Raw genomic sequence first — 21976 nt, 5'->3', positions numbered from 1 at the left:
CATATGCGCCGAATAATACAACAATTACCAAAAAGAAAATAAAGACTTTTTCAGGTAGAATTTTAAAGAATATTAATGAGTAAATAATTGAGAATATAGTCATTACTACTATCAACACTAAAAGTGGTGCAATTAAGTAATTAAAATTAACACTTTCAGAGATATCTAACATAAAATCACCCTCTATGTATTTTCTATATTATAGCAAAAGGCGAAATCATAGACACCACTACATGTAATTATCTTAGTAATAGCTTATGTGTAAAGAATGGAGGGATAATAGAAAATGAAATTCCTAGATTTATTCGCTGGTATTGGTGGTTTCAGGTTAGGAATGGAGCAAGCAGGGCATGAATGTGTTGGATATGTTGAATGGGATAAATATGCAAGAAAATCATACGAAGCAATACATGATACGGAAGGAGAGTGGACTGCACATGATATCACAAGTGTATCAGACAACGATTTTCGATTACTTAGAGGAAAAGTTGACGTTATCTGTGGAGGATTCCCTTGCCAAGCCTTTTCTATTGCGGGAAAACGAAGAGGATTTGAAGACACTAGAGGAACTTTGTTTTTCGATATTGCAAGAGCAGCCAAACAAATCCAACCACAATATTTATTCCTTGAGAACGTCAAAGGCTTACTCAATCACGACAAAGGGAACACGTTTAGAACAATTCTCACCACGCTTGATGAATTGGGGTACAATGCAGAATGGCAGATACTTAACAGCAAAAATTTCGGAGTCCCACAAAACAGAGAACGGGTGTTCATTATTGGACATCTTAGAGGAGGATCAAGTGGACGAGAAGTATTTCCTATCGGAGGAACAAACGAAGCGACTAATCTTCCAATAGAAATAATAGCACATAGGGAAGGTTTCAGAAGAAATACACAAGTCTTTAATCCAAGCGGTATTACGGAAGCTTTGGATACAGGTCAAGGAGGGGGTAGAGGACATTACACAATAACAATGAATCGTAATGAAATAAAAGGTCAAACTGATACAAGTCATTGTTTAATGGCCCGAGATTACAAAGGCATAGGTAATCAAGATATGGCAGCGGTGTTAATTAAAGAAGCTACAAAACGTGGTTTTAATGTAGCAACGGAAGGCGATTCTATTAATTTAGCTATGCCAGGAAGTAAAACTCGTAGAGGGCGAGTTGGTAAAGGTGTAGCGAATACACTTGATACTTCTTGTAATCAAGGTGTAGTTGTAGGGGATATTAAGTGTATTAATCCACGAAAAGAAGATGGAACACAAACTTACCAACAAGATCGAATTTATGAAACTGACGGTAATATGGTTGCTCTATCATCTCAATTATCAGGAAGATTCAATATTGTAGAGCCTGGAGAAAAATTGAAAATACGAAAATTAACACCTCGTGAATGTTGGAGGCTTCAAGGGTTCCCAGATTGGGCGTTTGATAGAGCGAGGGAAGTAAATTCAGATTCACAATTATACAAACAAGCAGGAAATAGCGTAACAGTGAACGTAATTTACGAGATTGCTAAACTCCTGTAGTTTAGTTATAGCTTATTAATAAGATATTGGAGGGTAACATGGGCAAAATACAATTTGAAATACCTGGAGACGTACAAGCGCAACAGCGACCAAAGTTCTCACGAATGGGAAAAGGTGTGAAAGCAATAGATCCAAAGGAAAGTAGAGACTACAAGTCATTTGTTAGATTAGTAGCTGCAAATTATGCACCTGAATCACTGATTATGGAAGATATAAAATTAACAATTGATGTTTATCGTAAGATACCCAAATCATTCAGTAAGAAAAAGCATCAGCTTGCTCTAGATGGTGAGTTAAGACCAACAACCAAACCAGACATCGATAACTTAGCAAAAGGCATTAAAGATGGTCTTAGCAAGGTTTTATGGCACGATGATAGCCAAGTTATTGAACTGGTAGCTCGTAAATGGTACTCCGACAGTCCGAAAGCTGTGGTGACAGTTGAATGGGTGTCATAGATAAGCCAAAAAGAATATTAGCTTGTGAGAGACAAAAGTTATTGTGGGAACTGCATTGCAAGGAAGTTTGCTTAACTCGCGAGAGTAATTTGAATGAACCGTGTGATGGATGTCCGATATATGAAAAGTTATTAAAAATAGGTGAAATATTAGATACGACAGTTAGAGATCGAGTGGAAATGGGGATTGATTAGGATGGAAAGAAGCCGAATGGAATTAATTAAAGAACGTGAAATACGCATTTTAGAAGGAACAAGATTGCATGACGATTGGCATTGGCTTATTGAACAAGCTGAAAAAGCAAATTTATTAGAAAATCAACTGAACCGTTTTGAGTATCTAGCTGCTTATGAATATAGTTGGCAAGTTGATAATGTAAAAGCGAGTAATACTAGATTTCGCCAAGGTGCTTTAGAAGGTATGGAAAACTATAATCGCAAATGGAAAGAAGCTACTAATCGAGAAATTAAAGCAATGTGGTAGCCTGATATTGCTAAGTATCAGGCACTTACTTCTATTGGGACTTAACTACCCTATCAAGAATGCGAAAACCTATTCCACATCCTATAGCAATGGCAAACAACACGGGAAAGCTCATATAATCACCTTCTTTCTTTCTATCATTTTATATTACAAAGAAAGATTTAGAAAATAAAAAAAGCTGTAGCCCTTGCCACAGCCCTCGAATAATATTTCCGCAAATCTATTATACCATGGAGGGCAATAGAATGGGCAAAGGGCAAACATATTACAGTGCAGAAGAAGTTCTAGAAATTATTGATAGATTTCATCAAATGGAAGTAGCTTTAGGTTTAGAAACAGAAAATCCTTACGGGCATGTAGGAGGACTCATTTCTAAATACGATACACTGGGGATGCCTAGAGGCAATGAGATAAGCGACCCAACATATAAACAGGCATTTTCAAAGGGCATAAGTATTCTTTCTGATCAAATGGCAAAGGAATATCGAGATAAAATAAATTTTATTAAATCATGTGTACCTTATATTAAGAAGCAACGCGAAAAGATGGTTTTACATTGGAAGTTATCAGGCTTGAAAACAAGTCATATTGCAGAATTAGAAGGAATTACAGCAAGACACGTTAGAAGGATATTAAAAGATATTTCTGAAAAAATGTCCGAAATGTCCGTTATGTCCGAAATGTCTAATGTTTCTTAAAACCAAGTAGAAAAGTTTATACTGTGAGGTAGGACGGAGCGGTTAAATATCGGTCTTACCAAAAATTTCTTCAATAATGGAGAAAGGACAAGACGACCGACAACACGCGCCGAAAGATATACATCGAAGAAGCGACATACCCGGCCGTCCCAGTATTAGGGAGGGGGGATTTTTATGAAATAAACATATATATAAATAATATTATAATATATATAAAGCTGAAAAAATAAAAAATTAAAATATAATAAAATCTAGTGTGTTTTCTAGATGTAGTTTGATATTTATTTACAAATTTCAAGAAAGGCAGATGCTACGCACCTGTTTTTACCACAATAATTTGAATTGATCTATGAGGAAAGCAGTCATTTGAGAAGATGACTGCTTTTTATTATGACCAAAGAAGGTGAAATGGTGGAATACAAAATCTTATGTGTGAAATGCAAACGGCCAGCTGAGATTGATGATAAAAAATCTAAAGATGGTTATAAAGTTTATAAAAGTAAGTGTAACTGTGGTGGGGCTATTAAACCGATGATTGACTGATTTATTTTGAGCAGTGAGCATTATCGAGTGCAACCCCTCACTCATATGATAGTGTTTGCTGCTGGGGATATATCAAAAAACTATTAATGACAAACATTTCCTCCTAAGGGTATGATTAATAGAAAGAAACAAGGAGGAATATGTATGCATGATGTACTTATTAGCAATCTTTTTCCCGCCAATAGCGGTTTTATTATGCGGCAAACCAATTCAAGCGTTAATTAGTTGTGGTTTAACTTTATTATTTTGGATTCCAGGTTCAATTCATGCCATTTTAGTTGTGAATGAGAAAAAAGCAGACAAACGAATGGAACGCCAAGTAAAACTGATGAAACAACAATAAATACTTTTTTGTAAGGACACTCTAAATCGAGTGTCTTTTTTATTTTGACTAAGCAATTAGCATAATGGGGTGAGGCCGTTGATTGAACGTAAATTAACACCAAAACAACAAGCGTTTGTTGATTTTTATATCGAAACAGGAAATGCTACTGAAGCTTATATTAAAGCGGGTTACAACAAAAAAGGCGCTAGAGCAAATGCAGCGAGATTGATAGCAAATGATAGCGTAAAATCCTGTATAGATGAGCGTATGGAGCAATTGCAATCAAAGCGAGTAGCGAATCAACAAGAGATTCTCGAACTGCTTACATCAATTGCACGTGGCGAAGCGACCGCAGCAACATTACGAGGTGTCGGTATGGGTGAACAAGAAATTGAAGAAGATATGCCTCCGACAATGGCTGAAAGAATAAAAGCTGCAGAATTACTCGGTAAACGTTATCGTATGTGGACTGATAAAGTCGATATTGAGCACAGTGGGGAGGTCAAAACTTCACTTGATCTAAGTAACTTAACCACAGAGGAGTTGAGAGCAATTGCCAACTCTAACAAGCGAACAAATTGAAGCGTTAGCACATGAGGCAAATAAAGAACTTGCTCGGCGTAATTACCGCGACTATGTGGAATATGTGCACCATGGTCATTATACACATTTTAAGCATACAGAATTAGTCTGTGAGACACTTCAACGTATCGCAGATGGCGAACAACTTTCGGTGCTTATTGAAATGCCTCCACGACATGGTAAGTCAATGACAGTTACAGAAACATTTCCTTCGTACTATCTAGGTCGTAATCCAGATAAACGAGTGATAGCAGCTGCTTATTCAGATAGCCTTGCTACAAAGTTTGGTCGTTTGAATCGCAATAAATTCAACGAGTTTTCTCATGAACTATTTGAACTGAAGTTATCCGAATCAAACGCTGCAACGAAAGACTGGGGCGTTGAGGGTAGACGTGGTGGCATGATTGCAACCGGTATAGGCGGTTCAATCACTGGTCAAGGTGCCGACTTAATGATTATTGATGATCCTATTAAAAACATGAAGGAAGCGAGCTCTCAATTAATTCGAGATAACATCTGGGATGAGTGGGAAGCGACACTTTCTACGCGTTTGCATGACGGAGCTTCAGTAATTGTCATTATGACTAGATGGCATGAGGATGATTTAATTGGTCGTTTACTCGCTCGAAGCCCTCGTAAATGGGTTCGATTACGTTTACCTGCTATTGCAGAAGATGAAGATGATCTATTAGGACGTAAAATCGGTGAAGCACTTTGTCCTGAACTGGGTTTTAACGAAAGATGGGCAGAGCAGAAAAAGACAGAGGTTGGTTCCCGTACCTGGGCTTCGCTTTATCAACAAAGACCGTCACCAGCAGGCGGTAACATCTTCAAACGAGAATGGATGAAATTTTATGTGCGTTCACAAGAGCAGAAACGTGAGTGGGGCTTAAGTGATGATGTTATGGTGTTGCCTATTCACTTTGACAAACAGGCTCAATCTTGGGACTGTACGTTTAAAGACTCTGAAACTAGTGACTTTGTTGCTGGTGGTGTTTGGGCTCGTAAAAAGGCTCAATATTTCTTGCTAGATGTAGATCACAGACGAATGGGCTTTGCGGAGACCATGAAAGCGATTCGTTCCATGTCCGATAAATGGCCAAAAGCGAGAAGTAAATATATCGAGGATAAAGCGAATGGTACTGCAATCATTGAAATGCTAAAAGATGAAATAAGCGGGATTGTTCCGGTTAATCCAGATGGTGGTAAGGAGGCACGTGCTAATGCGGTGTCTCCTTTATTTGAGGCTGGCAATGTTTACTTACCTCATCCAAATATGTGCCCGTGGGTTGAGGACCTCATTGAGGAACTTGTAAGCTTCCCGAATGCTGCACATGATGACCTAGTGGATATGACAACGCAGGCTTTAAATCAACTGTACACAAACAACTCTAATCCGATTGATAGATATAAAAAGCTATTAGGAAAGTAGGTGAAAAAATTGAATTCACTTGAACGAGCAAAGGAAATGCGAAACGACTTTATGCAAGGAAATGGTAAGGCTAACTCCAAAGATAAGCTGACAAGACAAGTCGCTGGAGCGCGTAGAAAGTTATCGCATGAAGAAATTTCAAATCTATATGCTGATAGTCGTATTGTACAAAATATCATCGATATACCAGCTGAGGACATGACACGAAACTGGTTCACCTTGCGTATGAAGGATGAAAAACTAGCTCGGGATATTATGAGTAAGCTTGCTGACTTGAATGCAAAGAATGCGTTCAAAAAGATGCGTTCATATGAAAGGTTACGTGGAGATGGATTTATTTCGCTAGGGGTAACACAAGCAAATAAATTTAACTTAGCGGATCCCTTAGACATGAACAAACTATACTCAGTTGATTACTTACATGCTTTTAGTTCTCTCAAGGTAAATGAGTTCCTGATTAATGAGGACGTATTTGATTTCAATTATGGTCAATTAGAGAAATTGCGAATTAATCGCGCTTCAAGAAATGGCATCCAATCGGTTGAATCTGAATCGTCAGTACACATTTCAAGATTACTCCATGACCAAACAAGACGATTAGAGGATGAGTATCAAGGTCAATCGTTGCTAGAGCCGTTATATGATATTCTTACAGTTTTTGATACTTCGATATGGTCTGTCGGTCAAATCCTTCATGACTTCACATTTAAAGTTTATAAATCAAAGGATATCGAGGAATTAAGCACTGAAGATAAACGACATTTATCTATGATTATGGATTTCATGTTCCGTACTGAAGCTTTGGCTATGATTGGAGCAGATGAGGAACTTTCAAAGCAAACAACCCCAGTTGCTGGTATTAAAGATTTACTAGACTTTGTGTGGGATTTACTTGCTGGTGCTGCACGAATGCCAAAGACAGTCATTAAAGGGCAAGAGGCTGGCACTATCACTGGTGCTCAATATGATGTGATGAACTATTATTCTCGCATTGTTGCTGACCAGGAGAATGAGATGAAGCCGCATCTTGAGAAGCTAATTCGGATGCTGTTAATGTCCGAGAAGGAACTAGGTGGCAGAATAGACCCCGATAAAATTGAATGGGAGATTAAATTCAATCCGTTATGGAGTGTTGATTCAAAAACAGATGCTGAAATTAGAAAGTTAGTTGCTGAAACAGACCAAATTTATATTACAAATGGTGTTCTGATGTCTGATGAAGTCAGAGAAACACGTTTTGGTCAATTTGGTTTGTCGAATGAGCTTAAATTCAGCGGTGATGAAGCTGATTTTAAAGCAATAGCAGATGAAGTTTATTCTGCATGGAAAGAACGTGGTTCGAATGCCTAAGCGAAAGGTACCAGATACGCGTTTTCCAGATGCTGTAGCCGTTTCATATAACAGAGCCATTAAAAAAATGGTGAACGAAATAGGAAAAGAAACACTAACATTATTTGATCAGTACATTGCACCTGAAATTGTCCGAGATAGACGCGATGGACAGGAATTTTTAGTTGATGGGCTATCTGAAAACATCAAGAAGATGTTCAAAACATTAAAAGAGAAAGCTGCTAATGTGTTTTCTAGTTCTCGTAAAGAGAAAACGGTACAGACATACATGAAAAACCTCGATAATTTCAACAAAAATATTATTAAGCAACAAGGGAAGGTAATCGGGGTTGGTCCAACAGAAACAGACCCAAAGCTTCAAAAGTATTTGAAAGAGAAAACGGCTGATAATGTTGCTTACATTACTAAACTTGAAGACGATTACTTGAAAAAAGTCGTGGAAATTGTTACTGATGGCGTGGAGAAAGGTTCGACAGCTAAGCAAATTCGAAAACAACTTGTAGAAAGAGTTGAAATGAGTGAAAATCGCGCTCAATTTATTGCTGTTGACCAGACTGGTTCAATCTTTGGTCAAATGACAGCCCAAAGACATCAAGATATGGGTGTCAACAGATTCAAATGGCGCACATCAAAAGATGAGAGAGTTCGAGAATCACATATGCTGCTTAGCGATAAGGTGTTTTCTTATGATGATCCACCACAAGTAGGAGCTAGAAAGGTATTACCTGGAGAAGATTATCGTTGTAGATGTATACCCATACCCGTTTTTGATGATGAGGATGATGAAACGGTTTCCGAAGAAACAAAATTAAATGATGATGAAACAAGGGCAATTAATCAATACATCAGTTCAGACTCATATAAAATTAATGACAAATTAAGAAGAAATGTTCCTTTGGATGAAAATGATAAGATATTGATTAAGAATTTAGATAAAGCTTTAGACAAGTTGCCTAAATATGAAGGTGATTTGAATAGGTCATTATTTTTCTATGACGACAACAGTCTAGAGGAATATTTAAAGGGCTTTGATATTGGGAATATAATAAGTGAAGCGAGTTATATTTCAACATCAAGAAGTGTTTATGACAATGATGATGACGTAAGATTAATAATCAAAAACTCCAAAAGTGGAATTGATTTAAAAGGATATAACGATACCGAACAAGAAGTATTGTATAAACGTTCTTCAAAGTTTATAGTAATTGATAAACGAATAGAAAACGGTAAATTTTTCATCATTTTGGAGGAATACGATGAGTAAAGAATACGAGCCTTACAAACATCCTAGATGGAGTGAAGTGCCATCTTTCAAAGTTGTTGGTAAAGTACCACTTACAGAAGAACAAAAGAAACAACAAAAAATATTTAACAAGGATTTTGAGGAATATATGAAACAAAGACAACAGAATAAAATGAAATAATTTAAGTCCTAGTAAATATACTAAGGGCTTTTTATTTTGTCTGAGAGGAGGTGAAACTCATTGAAGCTTCAACGTTATGACAAATCTTATATTAAAGACTATGGAGAAACACCAGAAGGCTACATAACGGTCACAGTACCGATTACTCGCCCTGGTGTTTTTCCGTATCAGCGTCAAGATGGCACTGTACAGATGGAAGCAAAGTTACCTGATGAAATCTTTAGTGACCGAACAATTCGTTCTGCAAGATCTAAACCGGTGACAGATGAGCATCCAAATGAACCAGTGACAATCGACAACTATCAGACCTATGCAAAAGGTATGAGTCATACAGACGCTCGAGTTGAAGATTTAAAACTCTATGTGTCTATGACGATTACGGATAAGGATTTAATCCAAAAGATTTATGATGGGAAGCGTGAGATTTCTATCGGCTTTATGTCTGATGTAGTAGCTGAAAGCGGCACATACAACGGACAGCAATATGAATATGTTCAACGAAATATCGAAATCAATCATATTGCCATTGTAGATCAAGGTCGAGCTGGTCCAGAAGTGGCCATCCGTTCTGATTCTGACGCTTGGCAGATTGACAGCGATAACAAAAACAACCAATTAAAAGGGGGCAATTCTAAAATGGCAAAAATCAAGATTAAGGGTACAGAGTACGAAGTAGATGACGCAGTTAAAGCGCATATTGAAGAACTAGCTGCTAAAAAAGAAAAGGAGAAGGAGCAAAAAGGCGATTCAGTTGATACATTAATCGGTCGAATCGATGCTCTTGAAGCGAAATTAGAGGCTAAAGAGGAAGAGCTTGAAATTGCTAAGAAAAATGCCTTTTCTGAAGATGAAATGAACGCTAAAGTACAAGCACGCATTACTTTGATAGAAGCTGCTAAACCATTGCTAGGTGATTCGTTCGATTTTATTGGTAAATCAGATCGTGAAATCAAAGAAGCAGTAATTGCGACAACTAAATCTGACTTTAAAGGTGATGGTAAGTCCGACGACTATATCAACGCCTTTTTTGATGCAACAGTTGAGGGTGTTCAATCAAAAGGTTACTCATCTACGGGTGCAAATAATGCATTCACTGGGGATGCAGCAAATTCTGATAAAGAACTTGAAGAATTAAAAAATAAACGCTTAAACATGCGTAAATAAGGAGGAAACTTCATGCCTATTACATCTTATCCAGATTACATGCAACCTGCAGGAAAAGCAGGTCAATTATCAAGTTATCAAGACTATACTGCTGACACTTATGCAGTTGAGGAAAAGGTTCCATTCGGTGCAGCTGTTCAATTGAACGCTACAGGAACGGCAATTAAACCTATCACTGCCACTGGAACTGTTATCGGTATTGCTTTAGCGCAAAATATTCACGATTGGGTAGAAAACAAAGATGATCAAAACTATCCAGTGGGTGAACCTGCTGCCATTGTAAAACGAGGTCGTATTTTCGTAGTAGCCGGAGGGGACGTAGTTAATGGCCAAGCTGTTAAAGTAGACCCTGCGACTCAAAAGTTTGTTGCTATTAGCGAAACTGCAATTGCTGTAAATGGTGCAGTTTTCAAAGGAAATGCTTCAGCAAATCAATTAGTAGAAATCGAAATCAACTTACCTTAATAACAACTAAAAGGAGGGCAATAATATGCCACAATTACGTATGGATGCCTTAATTCGTCCACAAGACTTAAATGCAATCGATAAACGAGTATACGAACCGCATGCTTCAGAACTAAAAGCGCGTTCTATTTTCTCTTTAAAAACAGATATTCCAGCAGGAGCAAAAACGTACAGTTATGATGTATTAACTCGTTCTGGTGCTGCTAAAATTCTTGCTCCAGGTGCTACTGATGTGCCACTAGTAGATGCAGATTTAACTGAAGAAACAGTAAAAATTTACTCAATCGCTGCTGCCTTCAACATTTCAGTTCAAGAAGTTCGTGAAGCGCAAATGGCAGGTCGCCCTATTGAAGTAACAAAGGCAGATACTGTTCGTAAGGCTATTGCTGAAAAAGAGAACAAAATTGCCTTTTCTGGTGACAAAGAACACGGCATTAAAGGTTTAACTGATGCTGTGGGAATTCAAGTGTATGCTACACCTCAAAACGAAGCTGGCACATCTACAAAATGGGCTGACAAAACCGGTGAGGAAATCGTTGATGACCTAATTGAAGCGAAAAGCAAAGTAGATATGTTAAACGGTCATGAAGCTGATACATTACTTATAACACCTGAAGGTAAAAAACAGCTTCAAAAGAAAGTGTTTAACGAATTTACTAAACAAACTGCCCTACAATATATTCAATCTGAAAATATGTTTTCTCGGATTGAAACAATTAATGATCTAAAAGGTAAAGGGGTAGCTGATTCAGATTGCTTTGTGGTCCTTGATTCGTCTCCAGATGTTGTTGAATTAGGTATTCCAATGGATATTACACGTCATCCGCAAGAATATGCATTCCCGAACACAAAAGTACCTTTCGAAGAGCGTACAACAGGTTTAATTATCCGTTATCCAATGGCTATCTGTCGTGCTGACGGAATTTAAGGGGGAAACATTATGTTAGTGCAAAATAAAGGAAATCATTCATATCAAGCGAACGGTCTTACCTTGGTACCTGGTACGAATAAAGTGGATGAGCAGGACTTTGAAAAGTTCCTAGCTCATCCTTTAATGTCTCATCTAGATAAAAATGGTGAATTTGTGTATGAAAAAGAAAAATCAAAACCTTCAGCAAAAGAAACAATCGCAATGATTGAAGATGCTTTTGATGTTGATATGCTTGAAGCGTTGAAAGTTGATGAGGACCGTAAAACAGTACTCGACGCTATCGACAAGCGAATTGAGGAATTAACTCAAAAGAAATAGGAGGCGTGATCTACAATGTTAACAACGCCTGAAAAGGTCAGAATGATGGGTAAAGAATTTACCAACATGACTGACGAACAACTAAATATGTACATTGAGGATGCTTCTCTTGAAGTGTCCTCTTTATCTGTTCCTGATGAACAGAAAGAAAGACTTACTCGTTACTTAGCAGCTCATCTAGCGTCAGTGAACACTAGAAAAATTGTTAGAGAGAAGGTTGATGTAATCGAGAGGCAATATAGTGATCAAGGGTCAACAGAGGGATTACTTTCCACTCCATATGGTCAAGAATATCAACGGATTCTGAAGAAAATATCTAAGAAAACAATCAACTTGATGGTGCTTTAAATATGGCTAGAATTACTGTCAGATTTAGAGATAATAATCAAATACCTGAATTGCGTAGAGTTTTGAATGAGTTGGATAGATACTCTCTGGAAGTGGGTGTTTTTGCAGAGAACGATACTTCTAACCCTTCGTATGTAATGATTGCAAACGTCCATGAATTTGGTGTTACTATTCAAAGAGAAAGAGGGTCTATAGTAATTCCGGAACGGTCATTTATTAGGACGACGTTTGATGAAAAGAACGCCGAATGGGTTAGGTTTATAAGAAGTCAACTCAGACTAGTAGTTACGTTTAGAATTGATGCTAGAACTCTTTGGGAACGCTTGGGTGCCAAAATTGTTGCTGATATACAAGAGAAAATCACTGACTTAGATGCACCACCGAATGCCCCATCAACAATCGCTAAGAAAGGTTCTAGTAACCCTCTTATTGATACTGGTGGATTGCGTAGTCGTATTACTTATAGGGTGGTGAGAGTGTAATGCCTGAGTTATTGATATTTAAAGAATTAATTGAAGAAAACGGCGTACCTTTCACAATCTTAAATGACGGTAATGGCCAATATATTAACGGTAAATGGGTACCAGGTGGCCAACAAGATGTATCAAAAATAGGTATTATATTGCCTTTGAGTAATGATGATATGAAATATATCGAAAGTGGCACCTACACTGTTAAAGAAAGAAAGCTTCTTACAACAGAGCCTATTAAAATTGGTACCAAAATAAAGTACAAAGAAAACACTTTTACTCTCCAAGGCTTTAAGGATTACACAGAGTATACAGATGTTCATATTTATTTGATGAGATGGAGAGAAGGGAGTGGGGTTGTTTGATTCAATATGATGATGTGTGGCTACCTCTTCAGAATGGTCTTTCATCCTATTTAGGTATACCGGTAATTCAAGCCGAAGATGTTGGAGACCAACCTCCATATCCGTTTATCTCAATTAAAAAGACGACTAACGGGTCTAATGTAGGGCAAGTAATCGAGTCGATAAAAGATCGCACCAAAACAATTGAACAAGATACCGAAATGGTATTTTCTATAACGTGTAACGCAGCAAAAATAGAAGATGCTGACAACTACGCAAACAAAGCTCGTGCTTATTTTTTAGGTAAAGGGCATATTGATTTATCTGATCATAACATCACAATCGTTGACGTATTAAATGCAACGAGTCGTGATGTTTTTTTAACGGTTGATTATGAACGACGAGTAGGTTTCGATTTACGCTTGCGTATGCGAGGTGAAGAATCGTTTGAAATCGATGTGATAGAAACAATAAGTATTAATAATTAGGAGGGAAAAGGATGCCAATACAAGACGTAAAGGTCACAATTGACATTAAAAAGCCGTCTTCTTTGACAGGACTAGGGACACCATTGATTTTAGTGAATAAAGTGGGAGCCCAATCTTACAAAGAATATGCAGACATTGATGGTGTAAAACAAGATTTCGCAGAAAATACCGACGCATATAAAGCTGCATCTGCAGTATTCAGCCAAGGTGATACTAAACCTTCTAAAATCGCCATCGCAACTTATGATTTGAGTGCTACAGAACCGATTACACCAGAAGCAACTCTCGAAAAATATTTTGAGAATGACTGGTATTTTGTAATTTTAGCAACTGGTAGCGTAACAGATTATATTGCTATTTCTGATGTAGTAGAAGGAAATGGAATAAAAATTGCGGCACATGTTGTTGATAATTTAGAAGATTTACAAAGATTAGCTGCAATGAAATATGATCGTACATTTTATATGATGCACGATAAGTTGGAGGAATATCCTCATGTAGCTCTTATAGGTGGCCATGGCTCAAAACCCGTAGGTTCGATTACTTACAAATTTAAAAAGCTCATTGGTGTAACACCAGCTAATTATGATGCCACTACATTAAATGAAATTCACAACTTAAACGGTTTTGCTTATGTGACAAAGAGTGGGGTAGCACAAACTACCGAAGGCACTGTAGGAAGTGGTGAATATATCGATGTTATCCACGGTAAGGACTGGATAAAAGTCAACATGGAACAAGCAATTTCATCTTTATTTGTAAACAACGACAAAGTGTCTTATGACGATAGTGGAATTCCACTAATCGAAGCTGAAGCACGAACAATTCTTGAGATTGGTGGTCAAAATAGAATCATTGCTCAAGATGAATCGAATCAGTATTTATACACACTTTCATCATTAAATCGTGCTCAAACAAATGCTGTAGATCGTGCTGCTCGAGTTTACAATGGCTTATCATTTAGTTTTGAATTAGCTGGTGCAATTCATGAAGCAAATATTAAAGGCGAAATTTTAGTATAAGGAGGGGGAAATAATGGGTGTTATTGCAACCTATGATGCTCGGAAAGTAACAACAACAGTCGGTGGTGTTATCCTAACCGGTTTCCCAGATGGTTCATTCGTAAAGTGTTCGAAAGATAATGACAATTTTACAACTTCTTCAGGTGCTCAAGGAGATGTAGCGATCGCTATCAGCGGAGATGCATTAGGAACAATTGAGGTTACATTATCTCAAACTTCTCCGCAAGTGAGTTATATGGATAAATTGGCTGTATCACGTACAATCGTTCCAGTTTGGGTAAACTCAAACAATGAAGTAAAAGAGGTAACGGGTGGTACAAAGGCTATGATTACAAAGCCGGCTGATAAAGAGTATGGAAAAGAAGTAACAAACCGTGTTTATACAATCAAAGTATTTGATTATCAAGTGAAATAATTCCGAAAGGGGAGTGGGCAAATGCTCACTCTTTTTAATTTGCTATGAAACGAAATCATGTAACCAATCATTTAAAACGAAAAGAATGGGAGAGACGCAAAATGGCTATGAAAAATAAACAAGCAAAAGAAACGATTGAAGGTAAAACTTTCATTTTTCAACATCCAGGATTAGATGCAGCTTTAGATATGCGTGAACGTGCAAAGGATGCAAATGGAAATACTTCTGAAAAAGAGTTATATAAAGAATTTCTAGAACACGTTGTATTTGTTGAAGAAGACGGTGTACCACAACGAATTAATATTGAGTACTTTGAACAATTCGATAGTATCAAAGTATTTACAGAAGTAATGCGAAAAGCTTCAAAATTCATCTTTCGTTAAGTTTGATAATTCATATTATCGGGCCAAAGCGGAAAGCCGATGGTTGATGTGGAGACCGATTCTAGAAAAGATGCTTACGTATCAGGAAGCTCGTTCAATGACACAACACGAATTGTTTGAAGCCAACGCAGCACTTGATATCCATCTTGAAAAAATTGAACAAGCGAGGGAGGCGAAGAAATGAGTGTACGCGATCTAAATGTCGATATTGATGTAGATGTAGACGATAACCCGTTAAGAGACCTCGACTCGCTTGTTAATGATGTGAAATTGGCTTTCAGCGGTATAGACGCTAGCGGATTAAGTAATCTCGAAAGAGAAGTAGAAGCTGTTAATAGAGAAATGGCCGATTTCTCTAGAGAAATACGAGAAGCTGATCGAGCAATGAATAATATCAATACCATTGGAACTACTTCTGTTTCTAAGCTAGATTTATTGTTCCAGAAGATAGATAACGATGTAAATAACGTCAATATCGAACTAAACCAATTACTCCCTAACCTAGTTCAATTAAGGACAATCGGTAATATTTCGATTACACACTTAAATCATTTATTTAATCGGTTACAACTTAATTTGGGTGGTGTGTTAAGAGATATTAACCCATTGACTGCTGCACTAGCTGTATTAGGAGTTGCTGGCGTTATTTCTATGAACTTGTTAATAAATAAAATACAGGATCTAGAATTGAGACTTAATCTGTTAGAAATGGAATTAAAAGAACTTAGAAATCAATCAACACAAGTTACCGTGGCAACTTCACTTATGGGCAATGCAATGAGTATCGCAGGATTAAAAGGAGTTGCAATGGGCGGCCTTATTACATCAGCGATGGCTGGAATTGTAGCAATGGCTGCCCCATTGGTAGTGTTAGTTGGCGGTTTAGCTGCATCATTAATGGCTGCTGGGTTTGCGGCAGTTGCATTTGGTGCGGTGGCAATGGGCGCATTAGGTCCAGTAATTATGGGAGCTGAGGATCTAACTAAAGCACAAGCGGCAGCAAGAAAAGAATTAGAATCCTTTGTTGATTTTTGGAAAGGATTTGTTAAACAATTCGAAGCACCGATATTTGAAATGTTTGGTACCGGGTTGCAACTTGTTCAGAATATCCTAAAAGGATTGGCGCCAACAATAACTAACGTTGCGGATGTAGTCAACGAATTATTAACAAGTATGAATGAATCTGTTGTTGGTGGAGGATTACAAAATTTCTTTTACTGGCTAGAAGTCAATGGAGCAGATTCATTGCGTAGCTTTGCTTTAATCTTCGGTAATATCTTTAGCGGACTATTTGACATGATTGGTGCATTTTCACCTATTGGCGCAGAATTCGAAGAAGGGTTGATCTCCATGGCGGAACGATACGCTGAGTGGTCAGACAAATTAGCAGCATCTAATGGATTCCAAAAATTCATCGATTATGCAATAGAAAATGGACCGGTATTAATGAGTCTTCTTGGAGATTTATTTGGTGTATTAGGCGACGTTATTGTTGGATTAGCACCGTTAGGTACAGTGGTGTTGGCTGGATTAGCTGTATTATTTGATTATCTTAATTCGAATTTAGGACCTGTATTTAGTCAAATCGGAGAAGAGGTCTCATTTTTAGCAGACGTATTCATGAATCAGTTATTGCCTGTAATTTTACCGATAGCTGAACAAGTATTGCCAGTACTAGGTCAAGCGTTTGAGAATATAAAAAATTTAGGAATGGCACTTTTTGAAGCTTTTTTAAGTATCCTTCCAACTTTGCAAGATATATTCGAGACAGTTTTACCCATTGCAATTGATCTATTTCAAAGAGTCTATGAAACTATTGGTGCGTTGATTAATAATGTTGTAATTCCATTGTTGCCAATGATAGGGACAGTAATATCAGAGGTATGGAGCGTTGTTAAGCCAATTTTAGAACCGTTAAAGAATCTGATTTCTACAATTGGTGACACAATTATGTTTTTAATCAACGAAGTTGTATCTCCATTAATTCCGGTTATTGGTAAGGTACTTGGGGCTATGTGGAAAGTAGCGAAGCCGATTTTGGATGCGATATTCGACATTTTCGGAAATATTATTGATGCAGTATCGAGTACAATTCAAGCGGTCAAGGATTTAGCAAGTGCATTCACGAACTTCAAGATTCCGAGTTGGGTAAAAGAACTAGGTGGAACAATTAGTGGAGCGATTAGTAAAGTTGGTTCCTGGTTAGATGGCTCTCACGCAAGTGGGTTAGGACGTGTGCCGTTCGATGGCTATGTTGCAGAATTACACAAAGACGAAGCCGTATTAACTGCTGATCAATCGAATGCATTAAGAGATTTAGGTGTATTAAAAGGGGATGGAAGTAGTCCAGAACTTGATTTAAGCAACAATAATAATGGCGGCAGCTACAAAACTACTTATAATACATCATCTTCTCATAACAGCTCATCAGCCCAGGTACAAATCTTTGTTCAAGGTTCAGATAACCCTAAAGAAACTGCTCGTAGTATTAGAGAAGAGCTTGAAGATTTCTTTGCAGATCTAAATATCATCATGCCAACACCGAGGGAGGGGTAGGATGTCGGAGTTAATCGGAGCATCAAGAATAAATAACTTGATTATACATGTAATTAAAGAAGATGCCGATTTTGATGTGGATATACCTACCCACAAGGTAGAAAAGGGGATTCCACTGTCTGACCATGTGGAAAGAAAACCTCGAAAAGTTAAATTATCAGGTAAACTAATCCGGAAAACTCCTGGGGAGCTAGAGAGTTTAATAAATAAGCTCGAGAAGATAGAAACTGCAGGAACACCCGTAGTATATGAGGGGAGAAGAATTTATACCAATATGTTGCTTCATGGGTTAAGCATTTCAGCTAACTCCAGTATCATAAATGGATATGAATTTATCTGTACCCTAACGGAAGTAAGGATAGGAAAGACTTCTTATGTTCCTCCAAAAAGGAAAGCAGTTACAGCTAAGTCTTCTAATTCTGGTAGAAAGCAAACACAGAATAAAAAACAATCTCCAATTTATCATATCGTTAAAAGAGGAGATACCTATATAGGATTAGGTAAGAAATATAATATCAAATGGCAACAGATTCAAAAATGGAACGGTTATCCTCCGAGAAGAATACCTATCGGAGTAAAAATGAGAGTGGGGTGAGGTAGTTGGATAAAGAGTATATTGACATAGAGAAAGCTCTCATCCCCTATCGTTTTGAGTTGGAGCTGGGAGCTGAGCTCTTTGATTTAGAAATTAGGTATAACGAAGTTGGTGATTATTTTACTCTAGATCTTTATAAGGAAGATATTCCATTGGTTTATGGTGAAAAAATCGTTTATGGAGAACCATTATTTAATGAAATATATAATGAGAACTTTCCTGCTCCTACTATAGTTCCCATTGATGAATCTGGAACTCAATCTCGAGTCGGATGGGATAACCTTAATGAAACTGTTTTCTTGGTGGTGATGAATGGTGAGTAAATTATTTAATCGGTATATTTCAATATTTACTGAGGGGTTAACTCTTAATAATAAGGAACTGGATATTGAATTCAATGTCCTATTCGATGACGATCTGGAACCCAATGTGAGTGAAATAACTATTTACAATCTTTCATCAACCACTAGAAACAGACTTAAACGAGGAAATAGTCTTACTTTAACTGCAGGTTATGCAGAAGACAAAGGGGTAATATTATCAGGTAACATTGAAAATGTTAAAACCGACAAAGTTGGTACTGATAGAGCAACCGTTATTAAGATAGCGGATAATGTCCCCTTTAACAGTGAGAAAACTCTACAGATGTCATTTAAGAAGGGAATAAAGGCAGATCAGATTATTAGACAGCTAGCTCAAAGAAGTGGAATAAAGTTAGCTGTTCTAAATCTACCCCAAAATAAGGTGTTTGCAAAAGGACATTCGGTGGATGGAAAGGTTATTGATGAAATCTTTAAGATTGCACAGGATTGTGGGGCTTCTGCTTATATCTATAAATCTCAAGCTTACGTTAGACCCTTAACTCAAGGAGATAATAACCGATTCTCTCTAAATGTAGACACTGGACTGATTGATAGTCCTGAATATTTTGTGGAAGAAAAGAATGGTAAGACAGTAAAAGGATACAAGATTAAATCCTTACTCCAGTATCGGATGGGCACTGCATCCATCGTCCAATTACAGGCTACGGGGATAAAGGCTACCCTTAGAGTCCGTAAGGGTAAGCATACCTGTAAAGGAAATTCTTATTATACTGAAGTGGAGGCAATCTTATGAGTAATGCTACTGTGTTTTTTCAGGAATTAAAAAGAGGTATTCTTACTAGCATTAATACTTGTATGCCAGCAAAAATACTCGAATATGACAAAAATAAATGTGAGGCTAAAATTCAGCCCCTCTTTAAGATAAAAGTCAAAGGTAAAGATAATCCCGTAACACTACCACCAATTGAAGGGGTTCCAGCCCTTAAGAATCGTTATGAAGTTGATGGAGCAATTAAAGAGTATAAACCTATCTATAATAAGGGCGAAATAGTACTCGTTGTTTTTAGCCAGCGAGCACTAGATGATGCTCAAAATGGTGACCTGGTATATCCCGGGACTGCTCGAATGTTTAGTATACATGATGCAGTAATAATGGGGGTGTTTTAATTGATAGATTTAGCATTAAAAGATGGAGATCTAATTGTTGTAGATGATGATTTTACTACAATTGATGGTCCTGAATCCTCAGCTCAAGGCTTAGAAATATCCTTAGGAACTAACCTAAAGGAATGGTTTTTAGATGAAGAGTTTGGGTTAGATTTTAATAGAATATTAGGTAAATCTACAGATGAGGAAGCTCGGGCAGAAATATTGAGAGCTTTAGCTCAGGATGAAGAAATTGATACCATTGATAGTTTAGAAATTATAAGTAACTATCAAGATAGAAAAAGAAAAATATCTTTTACTGTTACCCTGGTGGATGGCAATGCTATAAGCAGGGAGGTTTATCTGGATGCTGGATAAGAATGGATTCAAAAGAAAAACCTATGATGATTTATTAACTGATATGTCAAATAAAGCCAGAGAACTTTTTGGTGCAAATATAAAACTCACTCAGAGATCATTCATGGGGATAATGATTAGGATTATGGCATGGTTCTTATCTCTAGCCTGGATGGCAATAGAGCAGGTTTACCATGCCAGTTATATAAAATCTGCTGAGGGTGTACAGTTAGATAAACTACTTCCTCTAGCTGGTACAGAACGAATCCTAGCAGACTATGCTATGGGAACCATAACCATTACAGGTACACCCAACTACACTGTGGCGAGTGGATTCGTAGTCTCTAAAGGAGACATACAGTTCGAAACTTTGTACGATCTAACTCTGGATGCTACGGGAAAAGGGACAGTAGAGATTATGTGTACTCAGATAGGACCTCTAGGAAATGTGGGAGCCAATACTATAACTGAGATTGTTAATCCAGATGCTGATGTTTTCTCAGTAACCAATACAGTCCCTACAGCAGGTGGAAGAAATGATGAAACAGATCAGGAAGCCAGAGAAAGGTCTCGAGTAACTGTAGAAGGTATGGGTTCAGGAACTACTGCTTCTATAAGAACGGCATTACTGGGAGTTTCAGGAGTACGAGCTGCCACTGTAATAGAAAATTATTCCGATGTAGCGGATTCCTATGGTACCCCTTCTCGAGCTTTTCAATCCTTTGTACTTGGCGGAGCTGACGATGCAATAGCTTCTGCCATCCTAGAAAAGAAGGCTGCAGGTATATGGCCTTATGGAACTACTTATGTGGAAGTTACCGACATAGCGGGTGAACCACATAGAATAGGATTCACAAGAGCAACTGAAGTAGATATTTATGCTAAAGTATCGCTGACTACCGATGCCGCATTTCCAGCGAATGGGGTGGAACTAGTGAAATCGGCTCTGGTAAAAAATATTGGCGGTACTGACTCCAATGGACAAGCCTATACTGGATTAAACATGGGAGAGAAAGTTTATTACTCCAGAGGGCTTAGCGCTATACTGCAGGTCGAGGGAATTATCGACGTAAGTCTATTACTAAGTGATAATGGCACCAACTATTCAGAATCTAGTATAGATATCCCTAGAAATTCTGTAGCACAGATAGATGCTTCCAATATCGAGGTGACTGTCAATGTTTAGTCATAAAGAGATTATCAGTAGATTCTCTGATTATTTTAATAAGCGACCTGAGTCTAATCTCAGTAAGCTTATTAAAATTTTTAGCGATGAGTTACTATCCCTCGAACAAACAGTTAATACAGTGGCTGAATGGAAAGACATAGAAAAGGCAGAGGGATTAGTATTAGATGATATTGGAACAAACCTCAATCAACCTAGAGGAGTAGCAACTGACCAGGTCTACAGAATACTACTTAAGTCTAAGATTGCTAGAAATTTAAGTGATGGTTCTATAAACACTATAATTCAAGTAATCGCTATGGCACTATCCTGTGAATACAGTGATATTAAAATTCAGGAACAATGGGATGATAAGTTAGCTCCAGAAAGAGCAGCTATAAAGATTATCCAGCTTCCACTAGCTAATTTAAACAGTACAGGATTAGATCCAACTAACTTTGCTAGAATCGTACAGAAAACCGTAGCATCAGGAATAAAGGTAGGAGTCATAGAGTTAACTGGTACCTTCGAGTTCGGAGATACTACAAACTCTATTGATAATACCAAAGGATTTGGAGATGTGAATGCCCCTTCTATCGGAGGTTATCTTGGAGCAGTATATACTCCGTCTACAGATCAGGAATTACCAATTTAAGG

The 21976-nt window shown here is 37.5% G+C and carries 32 protein-coding genes; all 32 read left to right on the top strand.

Annotated features, from left to right (window positions below; all coding sequences use genetic code 11):
* Positions 1–286 precede the first annotated feature (286 nt).
* The 32 genes from dcm (at position 287) to H9636_RS07025 (ending at position 21974) form a co-directional block, all read left to right on the top strand.
* The gene (dcm, locus tag H9636_RS07175; RefSeq protein ID WP_191706943.1) at positions 287–1534 is read left to right on the top strand and encodes a DNA (cytosine-5-)-methyltransferase; all 1248 of its coding nucleotides are present in this window, start codon (positions 287–289) and stop codon (positions 1532–1534) included.
* A gap of 38 nt (positions 1535–1572) precedes the next feature.
* Entirely contained in the window at positions 1573–1992 is a 420-nt protein-coding gene (locus H9636_RS07170; RefSeq protein ID WP_191706942.1) for a RusA family crossover junction endodeoxyribonuclease, read from the top strand.
* A complete protein-coding gene (locus tag H9636_RS07165; protein ID WP_191706941.1) occupies positions 1980–2186 on the top strand; it encodes a hypothetical protein in 207 nt (68 codons plus the stop codon). The genes H9636_RS07170 and H9636_RS07165 overlap by 13 nt, the downstream gene beginning before the upstream one ends.
* 1 nt (position 2187) lies before the next feature.
* Positions 2188–2475, top strand: coding sequence for a hypothetical protein (locus H9636_RS07160; RefSeq protein ID WP_191706940.1), 288 nt, complete (start codon positions 2188–2190; stop codon positions 2473–2475).
* A 245-nt stretch (positions 2476–2720) separates the two neighbouring features.
* Entirely contained in the window at positions 2721–3173 is a 453-nt protein-coding gene (locus tag H9636_RS07155) for a helix-turn-helix transcriptional regulator (RefSeq protein ID WP_191706939.1), read from the top strand.
* A 411-nt stretch (positions 3174–3584) separates the two neighbouring features.
* Complete coding sequence (locus tag H9636_RS19245) at positions 3585–3716, top strand: hypothetical protein (protein ID WP_263604144.1); 132 nt, start codon at positions 3585–3587, stop codon at positions 3714–3716.
* Between the two features lie 151 nt (positions 3717–3867).
* On the top strand, positions 3868–4059 hold the full coding sequence (locus tag H9636_RS07150) for a YqaE/Pmp3 family membrane protein (RefSeq protein ID WP_191706979.1): 192 nt from the start codon (positions 3868–3870) through the stop codon (positions 4057–4059).
* A gap of 69 nt (positions 4060–4128) precedes the next feature.
* Positions 4129–4623 carry a terminase small subunit gene (locus H9636_RS07145; RefSeq protein ID WP_318241005.1) on the top strand — a complete coding sequence of 165 codons (495 nt, stop codon included), beginning with the start codon at positions 4129–4131 and terminating at the stop codon, positions 4621–4623.
* Complete coding sequence (gene terL, locus H9636_RS07140; protein WP_191706938.1) at positions 4595–6055, top strand: phage terminase large subunit; 1461 nt, start codon at positions 4595–4597, stop codon at positions 6053–6055. The genes H9636_RS07145 and terL overlap by 29 nt, the downstream gene beginning before the upstream one ends.
* Positions 6056–6064: 9 nt before the next feature.
* Positions 6065–7405 carry an anti-CBASS protein Acb1 family protein gene (locus H9636_RS07135; RefSeq protein WP_225230121.1) on the top strand — a complete coding sequence of 447 codons (1341 nt, stop codon included), beginning with the start codon at positions 6065–6067 and terminating at the stop codon, positions 7403–7405.
* Positions 7398–8669: a minor capsid protein gene (locus H9636_RS07130; RefSeq protein ID WP_191706937.1), complete on the top strand. Its 1272-nt coding sequence runs from the start codon at positions 7398–7400 to the stop codon at positions 8667–8669. Before H9636_RS07135 ends, H9636_RS07130 begins: the two co-directional genes overlap by 8 nt.
* On the top strand, positions 8662–8829 hold the full coding sequence (locus H9636_RS07125; RefSeq protein WP_191706936.1) for a hypothetical protein: 168 nt from the start codon (positions 8662–8664) through the stop codon (positions 8827–8829). The genes H9636_RS07130 and H9636_RS07125 overlap by 8 nt, the downstream gene beginning before the upstream one ends.
* Before the next feature lie 60 nt (positions 8830–8889).
* Entirely contained in the window at positions 8890–9993 is a 1104-nt protein-coding gene (locus tag H9636_RS07120) for a DUF2213 domain-containing protein (protein WP_191706935.1), read from the top strand.
* Positions 9994–10005: 12 nt separating this feature from the next.
* Complete coding sequence (locus tag H9636_RS07115) at positions 10006–10458, top strand: structural cement protein Gp24 (RefSeq protein ID WP_191706934.1); 453 nt, start codon at positions 10006–10008, stop codon at positions 10456–10458.
* A gap of 25 nt (positions 10459–10483) precedes the next feature.
* Positions 10484–11386 (top strand): DUF2184 domain-containing protein, encoded by a 903-nt coding sequence (locus H9636_RS07110; RefSeq protein WP_191706933.1) that lies wholly within the window; start codon positions 10484–10486, stop codon positions 11384–11386.
* Between the two features lie 12 nt (positions 11387–11398).
* Positions 11399–11707, top strand: a complete 309-nt coding sequence (locus H9636_RS07105; protein WP_191706932.1) for a hypothetical protein — start codon at positions 11399–11401, stop codon at positions 11705–11707.
* 15 nt (positions 11708–11722) lie between these two features.
* Positions 11723–12055 (top strand): DUF4054 domain-containing protein, encoded by a 333-nt coding sequence (locus tag H9636_RS07100; RefSeq protein WP_191706931.1) that lies wholly within the window; start codon positions 11723–11725, stop codon positions 12053–12055.
* A 2-nt stretch (positions 12056–12057) separates the two neighbouring features.
* Positions 12058–12537 carry a phage virion morphogenesis protein gene (locus H9636_RS07095; protein WP_191706930.1) on the top strand — a complete coding sequence of 160 codons (480 nt, stop codon included), beginning with the start codon at positions 12058–12060 and terminating at the stop codon, positions 12535–12537.
* The gene (locus H9636_RS07090; protein WP_191706929.1) at positions 12537–12890 is read left to right on the top strand and encodes a hypothetical protein; all 354 of its coding nucleotides are present in this window, start codon (positions 12537–12539) and stop codon (positions 12888–12890) included. Before H9636_RS07095 ends, H9636_RS07090 begins: the two co-directional genes overlap by 1 nt.
* On the top strand, positions 12887–13357 hold the full coding sequence (locus H9636_RS07085; protein WP_191706928.1) for a phage neck terminator protein: 471 nt from the start codon (positions 12887–12889) through the stop codon (positions 13355–13357). The genes H9636_RS07090 and H9636_RS07085 overlap by 4 nt, the downstream gene beginning before the upstream one ends.
* A gap of 11 nt (positions 13358–13368) precedes the next feature.
* Positions 13369–14379, top strand: a complete 1011-nt coding sequence (locus H9636_RS07080) for a DUF3383 family protein (protein WP_191706927.1) — start codon at positions 13369–13371, stop codon at positions 14377–14379.
* Positions 14380–14392: 13 nt separating this feature from the next.
* Complete coding sequence (locus H9636_RS07075; RefSeq protein WP_191706926.1) at positions 14393–14794, top strand: phage structural protein; 402 nt, start codon at positions 14393–14395, stop codon at positions 14792–14794.
* Between the two features lie 101 nt (positions 14795–14895).
* Positions 14896–15177 carry a hypothetical protein gene (locus H9636_RS07070; RefSeq protein ID WP_191706925.1) on the top strand — a complete coding sequence of 94 codons (282 nt, stop codon included), beginning with the start codon at positions 14896–14898 and terminating at the stop codon, positions 15175–15177.
* A gap of 43 nt (positions 15178–15220) precedes the next feature.
* Positions 15221–15361: a hypothetical protein gene (locus H9636_RS07065; RefSeq protein WP_191706924.1), complete on the top strand. Its 141-nt coding sequence runs from the start codon at positions 15221–15223 to the stop codon at positions 15359–15361.
* Positions 15358–17733 carry a phage tail protein gene (locus H9636_RS07060; RefSeq protein ID WP_191706923.1) on the top strand — a complete coding sequence of 792 codons (2376 nt, stop codon included), beginning with the start codon at positions 15358–15360 and terminating at the stop codon, positions 17731–17733. The genes H9636_RS07065 and H9636_RS07060 overlap by 4 nt, the downstream gene beginning before the upstream one ends.
* Before the next feature lies 1 nt (position 17734).
* Positions 17735–18328, top strand: a complete 594-nt coding sequence (locus H9636_RS19520) for a LysM peptidoglycan-binding domain-containing protein (protein ID WP_191706922.1) — start codon at positions 17735–17737, stop codon at positions 18326–18328.
* A gap of 5 nt (positions 18329–18333) precedes the next feature.
* A complete protein-coding gene (locus H9636_RS07050; protein WP_191706921.1) occupies positions 18334–18651 on the top strand; it encodes a phage baseplate plug family protein in 318 nt (105 codons plus the stop codon).
* On the top strand, positions 18641–19444 hold the full coding sequence (locus H9636_RS07045; protein WP_191706920.1) for a phage protein: 804 nt from the start codon (positions 18641–18643) through the stop codon (positions 19442–19444). Before H9636_RS07050 ends, H9636_RS07045 begins: the two co-directional genes overlap by 11 nt.
* Entirely contained in the window at positions 19441–19818 is a 378-nt protein-coding gene (locus H9636_RS07040; protein ID WP_191706919.1) for a Gp138 family membrane-puncturing spike protein, read from the top strand. Before H9636_RS07045 ends, H9636_RS07040 begins: the two co-directional genes overlap by 4 nt.
* Entirely contained in the window at positions 19819–20175 is a 357-nt protein-coding gene (locus tag H9636_RS07035) for a DUF2634 domain-containing protein (RefSeq protein ID WP_191706918.1), read from the top strand. It begins immediately after the preceding gene.
* Entirely contained in the window at positions 20165–21340 is a 1176-nt protein-coding gene (locus H9636_RS07030; protein WP_191706917.1) for a baseplate J/gp47 family protein, read from the top strand. The genes H9636_RS07035 and H9636_RS07030 overlap by 11 nt, the downstream gene beginning before the upstream one ends.
* The gene (locus H9636_RS07025) at positions 21333–21974 is read left to right on the top strand and encodes a hypothetical protein (RefSeq protein ID WP_191706916.1); all 642 of its coding nucleotides are present in this window, start codon (positions 21333–21335) and stop codon (positions 21972–21974) included. The genes H9636_RS07030 and H9636_RS07025 overlap by 8 nt, the downstream gene beginning before the upstream one ends.
* The last annotated feature ends 2 nt before the right edge of the window (positions 21975–21976 follow it).

This window comes from Ureibacillus galli, assembly GCF_014836845.1.
Classification (GTDB): domain Bacteria; phylum Bacillota; class Bacilli; order Bacillales_A; family Planococcaceae; genus Ureibacillus; species Ureibacillus galli.
This window is presented reverse-complemented; position numbering and strand designations above follow the sequence as displayed.

What these genes read in the sequence shown, in the direction of transcription:
- H9636_RS07080 (WP_191706927.1), top strand. Translation starts at nt 13,369, where the DNA reads ATGCCAATACAAGACGTAAAGGTCACAATTGACATTAAAAAGCCGTCT.
- H9636_RS07070 (WP_191706925.1), top strand. Translation starts at nt 14,896, where the DNA reads ATGGCTATGAAAAATAAACAAGCAAAAGAAACGATTGAAGGTAAAACT.
- H9636_RS07160 (WP_191706940.1), top strand. Translation starts at nt 2,188, where the DNA reads ATGGAAAGAAGCCGAATGGAATTAATTAAAGAACGTGAAATACGCATT.
- H9636_RS07155 (WP_191706939.1), top strand. Translation starts at nt 2,721, where the DNA reads ATGGGCAAAGGGCAAACATATTACAGTGCAGAAGAAGTTCTAGAAATT.
- H9636_RS07075 (WP_191706926.1), top strand. Translation starts at nt 14,393, where the DNA reads ATGGGTGTTATTGCAACCTATGATGCTCGGAAAGTAACAACAACAGTC.
- H9636_RS07025 (WP_191706916.1), top strand. Translation starts at nt 21,333, where the DNA reads ATGTTTAGTCATAAAGAGATTATCAGTAGATTCTCTGATTATTTTAAT.
- H9636_RS07130 (WP_191706937.1), top strand. Translation starts at nt 7,398, where the DNA reads ATGCCTAAGCGAAAGGTACCAGATACGCGTTTTCCAGATGCTGTAGCC.
- H9636_RS07040 (WP_191706919.1), top strand. Translation starts at nt 19,441, where the DNA reads ATGAGTAATGCTACTGTGTTTTTTCAGGAATTAAAAAGAGGTATTCTT.
- H9636_RS07100 (WP_191706931.1), top strand. Translation starts at nt 11,723, where the DNA reads ATGTTAACAACGCCTGAAAAGGTCAGAATGATGGGTAAAGAATTTACC.
- H9636_RS07150 (WP_191706979.1), top strand. Translation starts at nt 3,868, where the DNA reads ATGTACTTATTAGCAATCTTTTTCCCGCCAATAGCGGTTTTATTATGC.
- dcm (WP_191706943.1), top strand. Translation starts at nt 287, where the DNA reads ATGAAATTCCTAGATTTATTCGCTGGTATTGGTGGTTTCAGGTTAGGA.
- H9636_RS07105 (WP_191706932.1), top strand. Translation starts at nt 11,399, where the DNA reads ATGTTAGTGCAAAATAAAGGAAATCATTCATATCAAGCGAACGGTCTT.
- H9636_RS07170 (WP_191706942.1), top strand. Translation starts at nt 1,573, where the DNA reads ATGGGCAAAATACAATTTGAAATACCTGGAGACGTACAAGCGCAACAG.
- H9636_RS07115 (WP_191706934.1), top strand. Translation starts at nt 10,006, where the DNA reads ATGCCTATTACATCTTATCCAGATTACATGCAACCTGCAGGAAAAGCA.
- H9636_RS19520 (WP_191706922.1), top strand. Translation starts at nt 17,735, where the DNA reads ATGTCGGAGTTAATCGGAGCATCAAGAATAAATAACTTGATTATACAT.
- H9636_RS07110 (WP_191706933.1), top strand. Translation starts at nt 10,484, where the DNA reads ATGCCACAATTACGTATGGATGCCTTAATTCGTCCACAAGACTTAAAT.
- H9636_RS07045 (WP_191706920.1), top strand. Translation starts at nt 18,641, where the DNA reads ATGGTGAGTAAATTATTTAATCGGTATATTTCAATATTTACTGAGGGG.
- H9636_RS07060 (WP_191706923.1), top strand. Translation starts at nt 15,358, where the DNA reads ATGAGTGTACGCGATCTAAATGTCGATATTGATGTAGATGTAGACGAT.
- H9636_RS07125 (WP_191706936.1), top strand. Translation starts at nt 8,662, where the DNA reads ATGAGTAAAGAATACGAGCCTTACAAACATCCTAGATGGAGTGAAGTG.
- H9636_RS07165 (WP_191706941.1), top strand. Translation starts at nt 1,980, where the DNA reads ATGGGTGTCATAGATAAGCCAAAAAGAATATTAGCTTGTGAGAGACAA.
- H9636_RS07030 (WP_191706917.1), top strand. Translation starts at nt 20,165, where the DNA reads ATGCTGGATAAGAATGGATTCAAAAGAAAAACCTATGATGATTTATTA.
- H9636_RS07095 (WP_191706930.1), top strand. Translation starts at nt 12,058, where the DNA reads ATGGCTAGAATTACTGTCAGATTTAGAGATAATAATCAAATACCTGAA.
- H9636_RS07090 (WP_191706929.1), top strand. Translation starts at nt 12,537, where the DNA reads ATGCCTGAGTTATTGATATTTAAAGAATTAATTGAAGAAAACGGCGTA.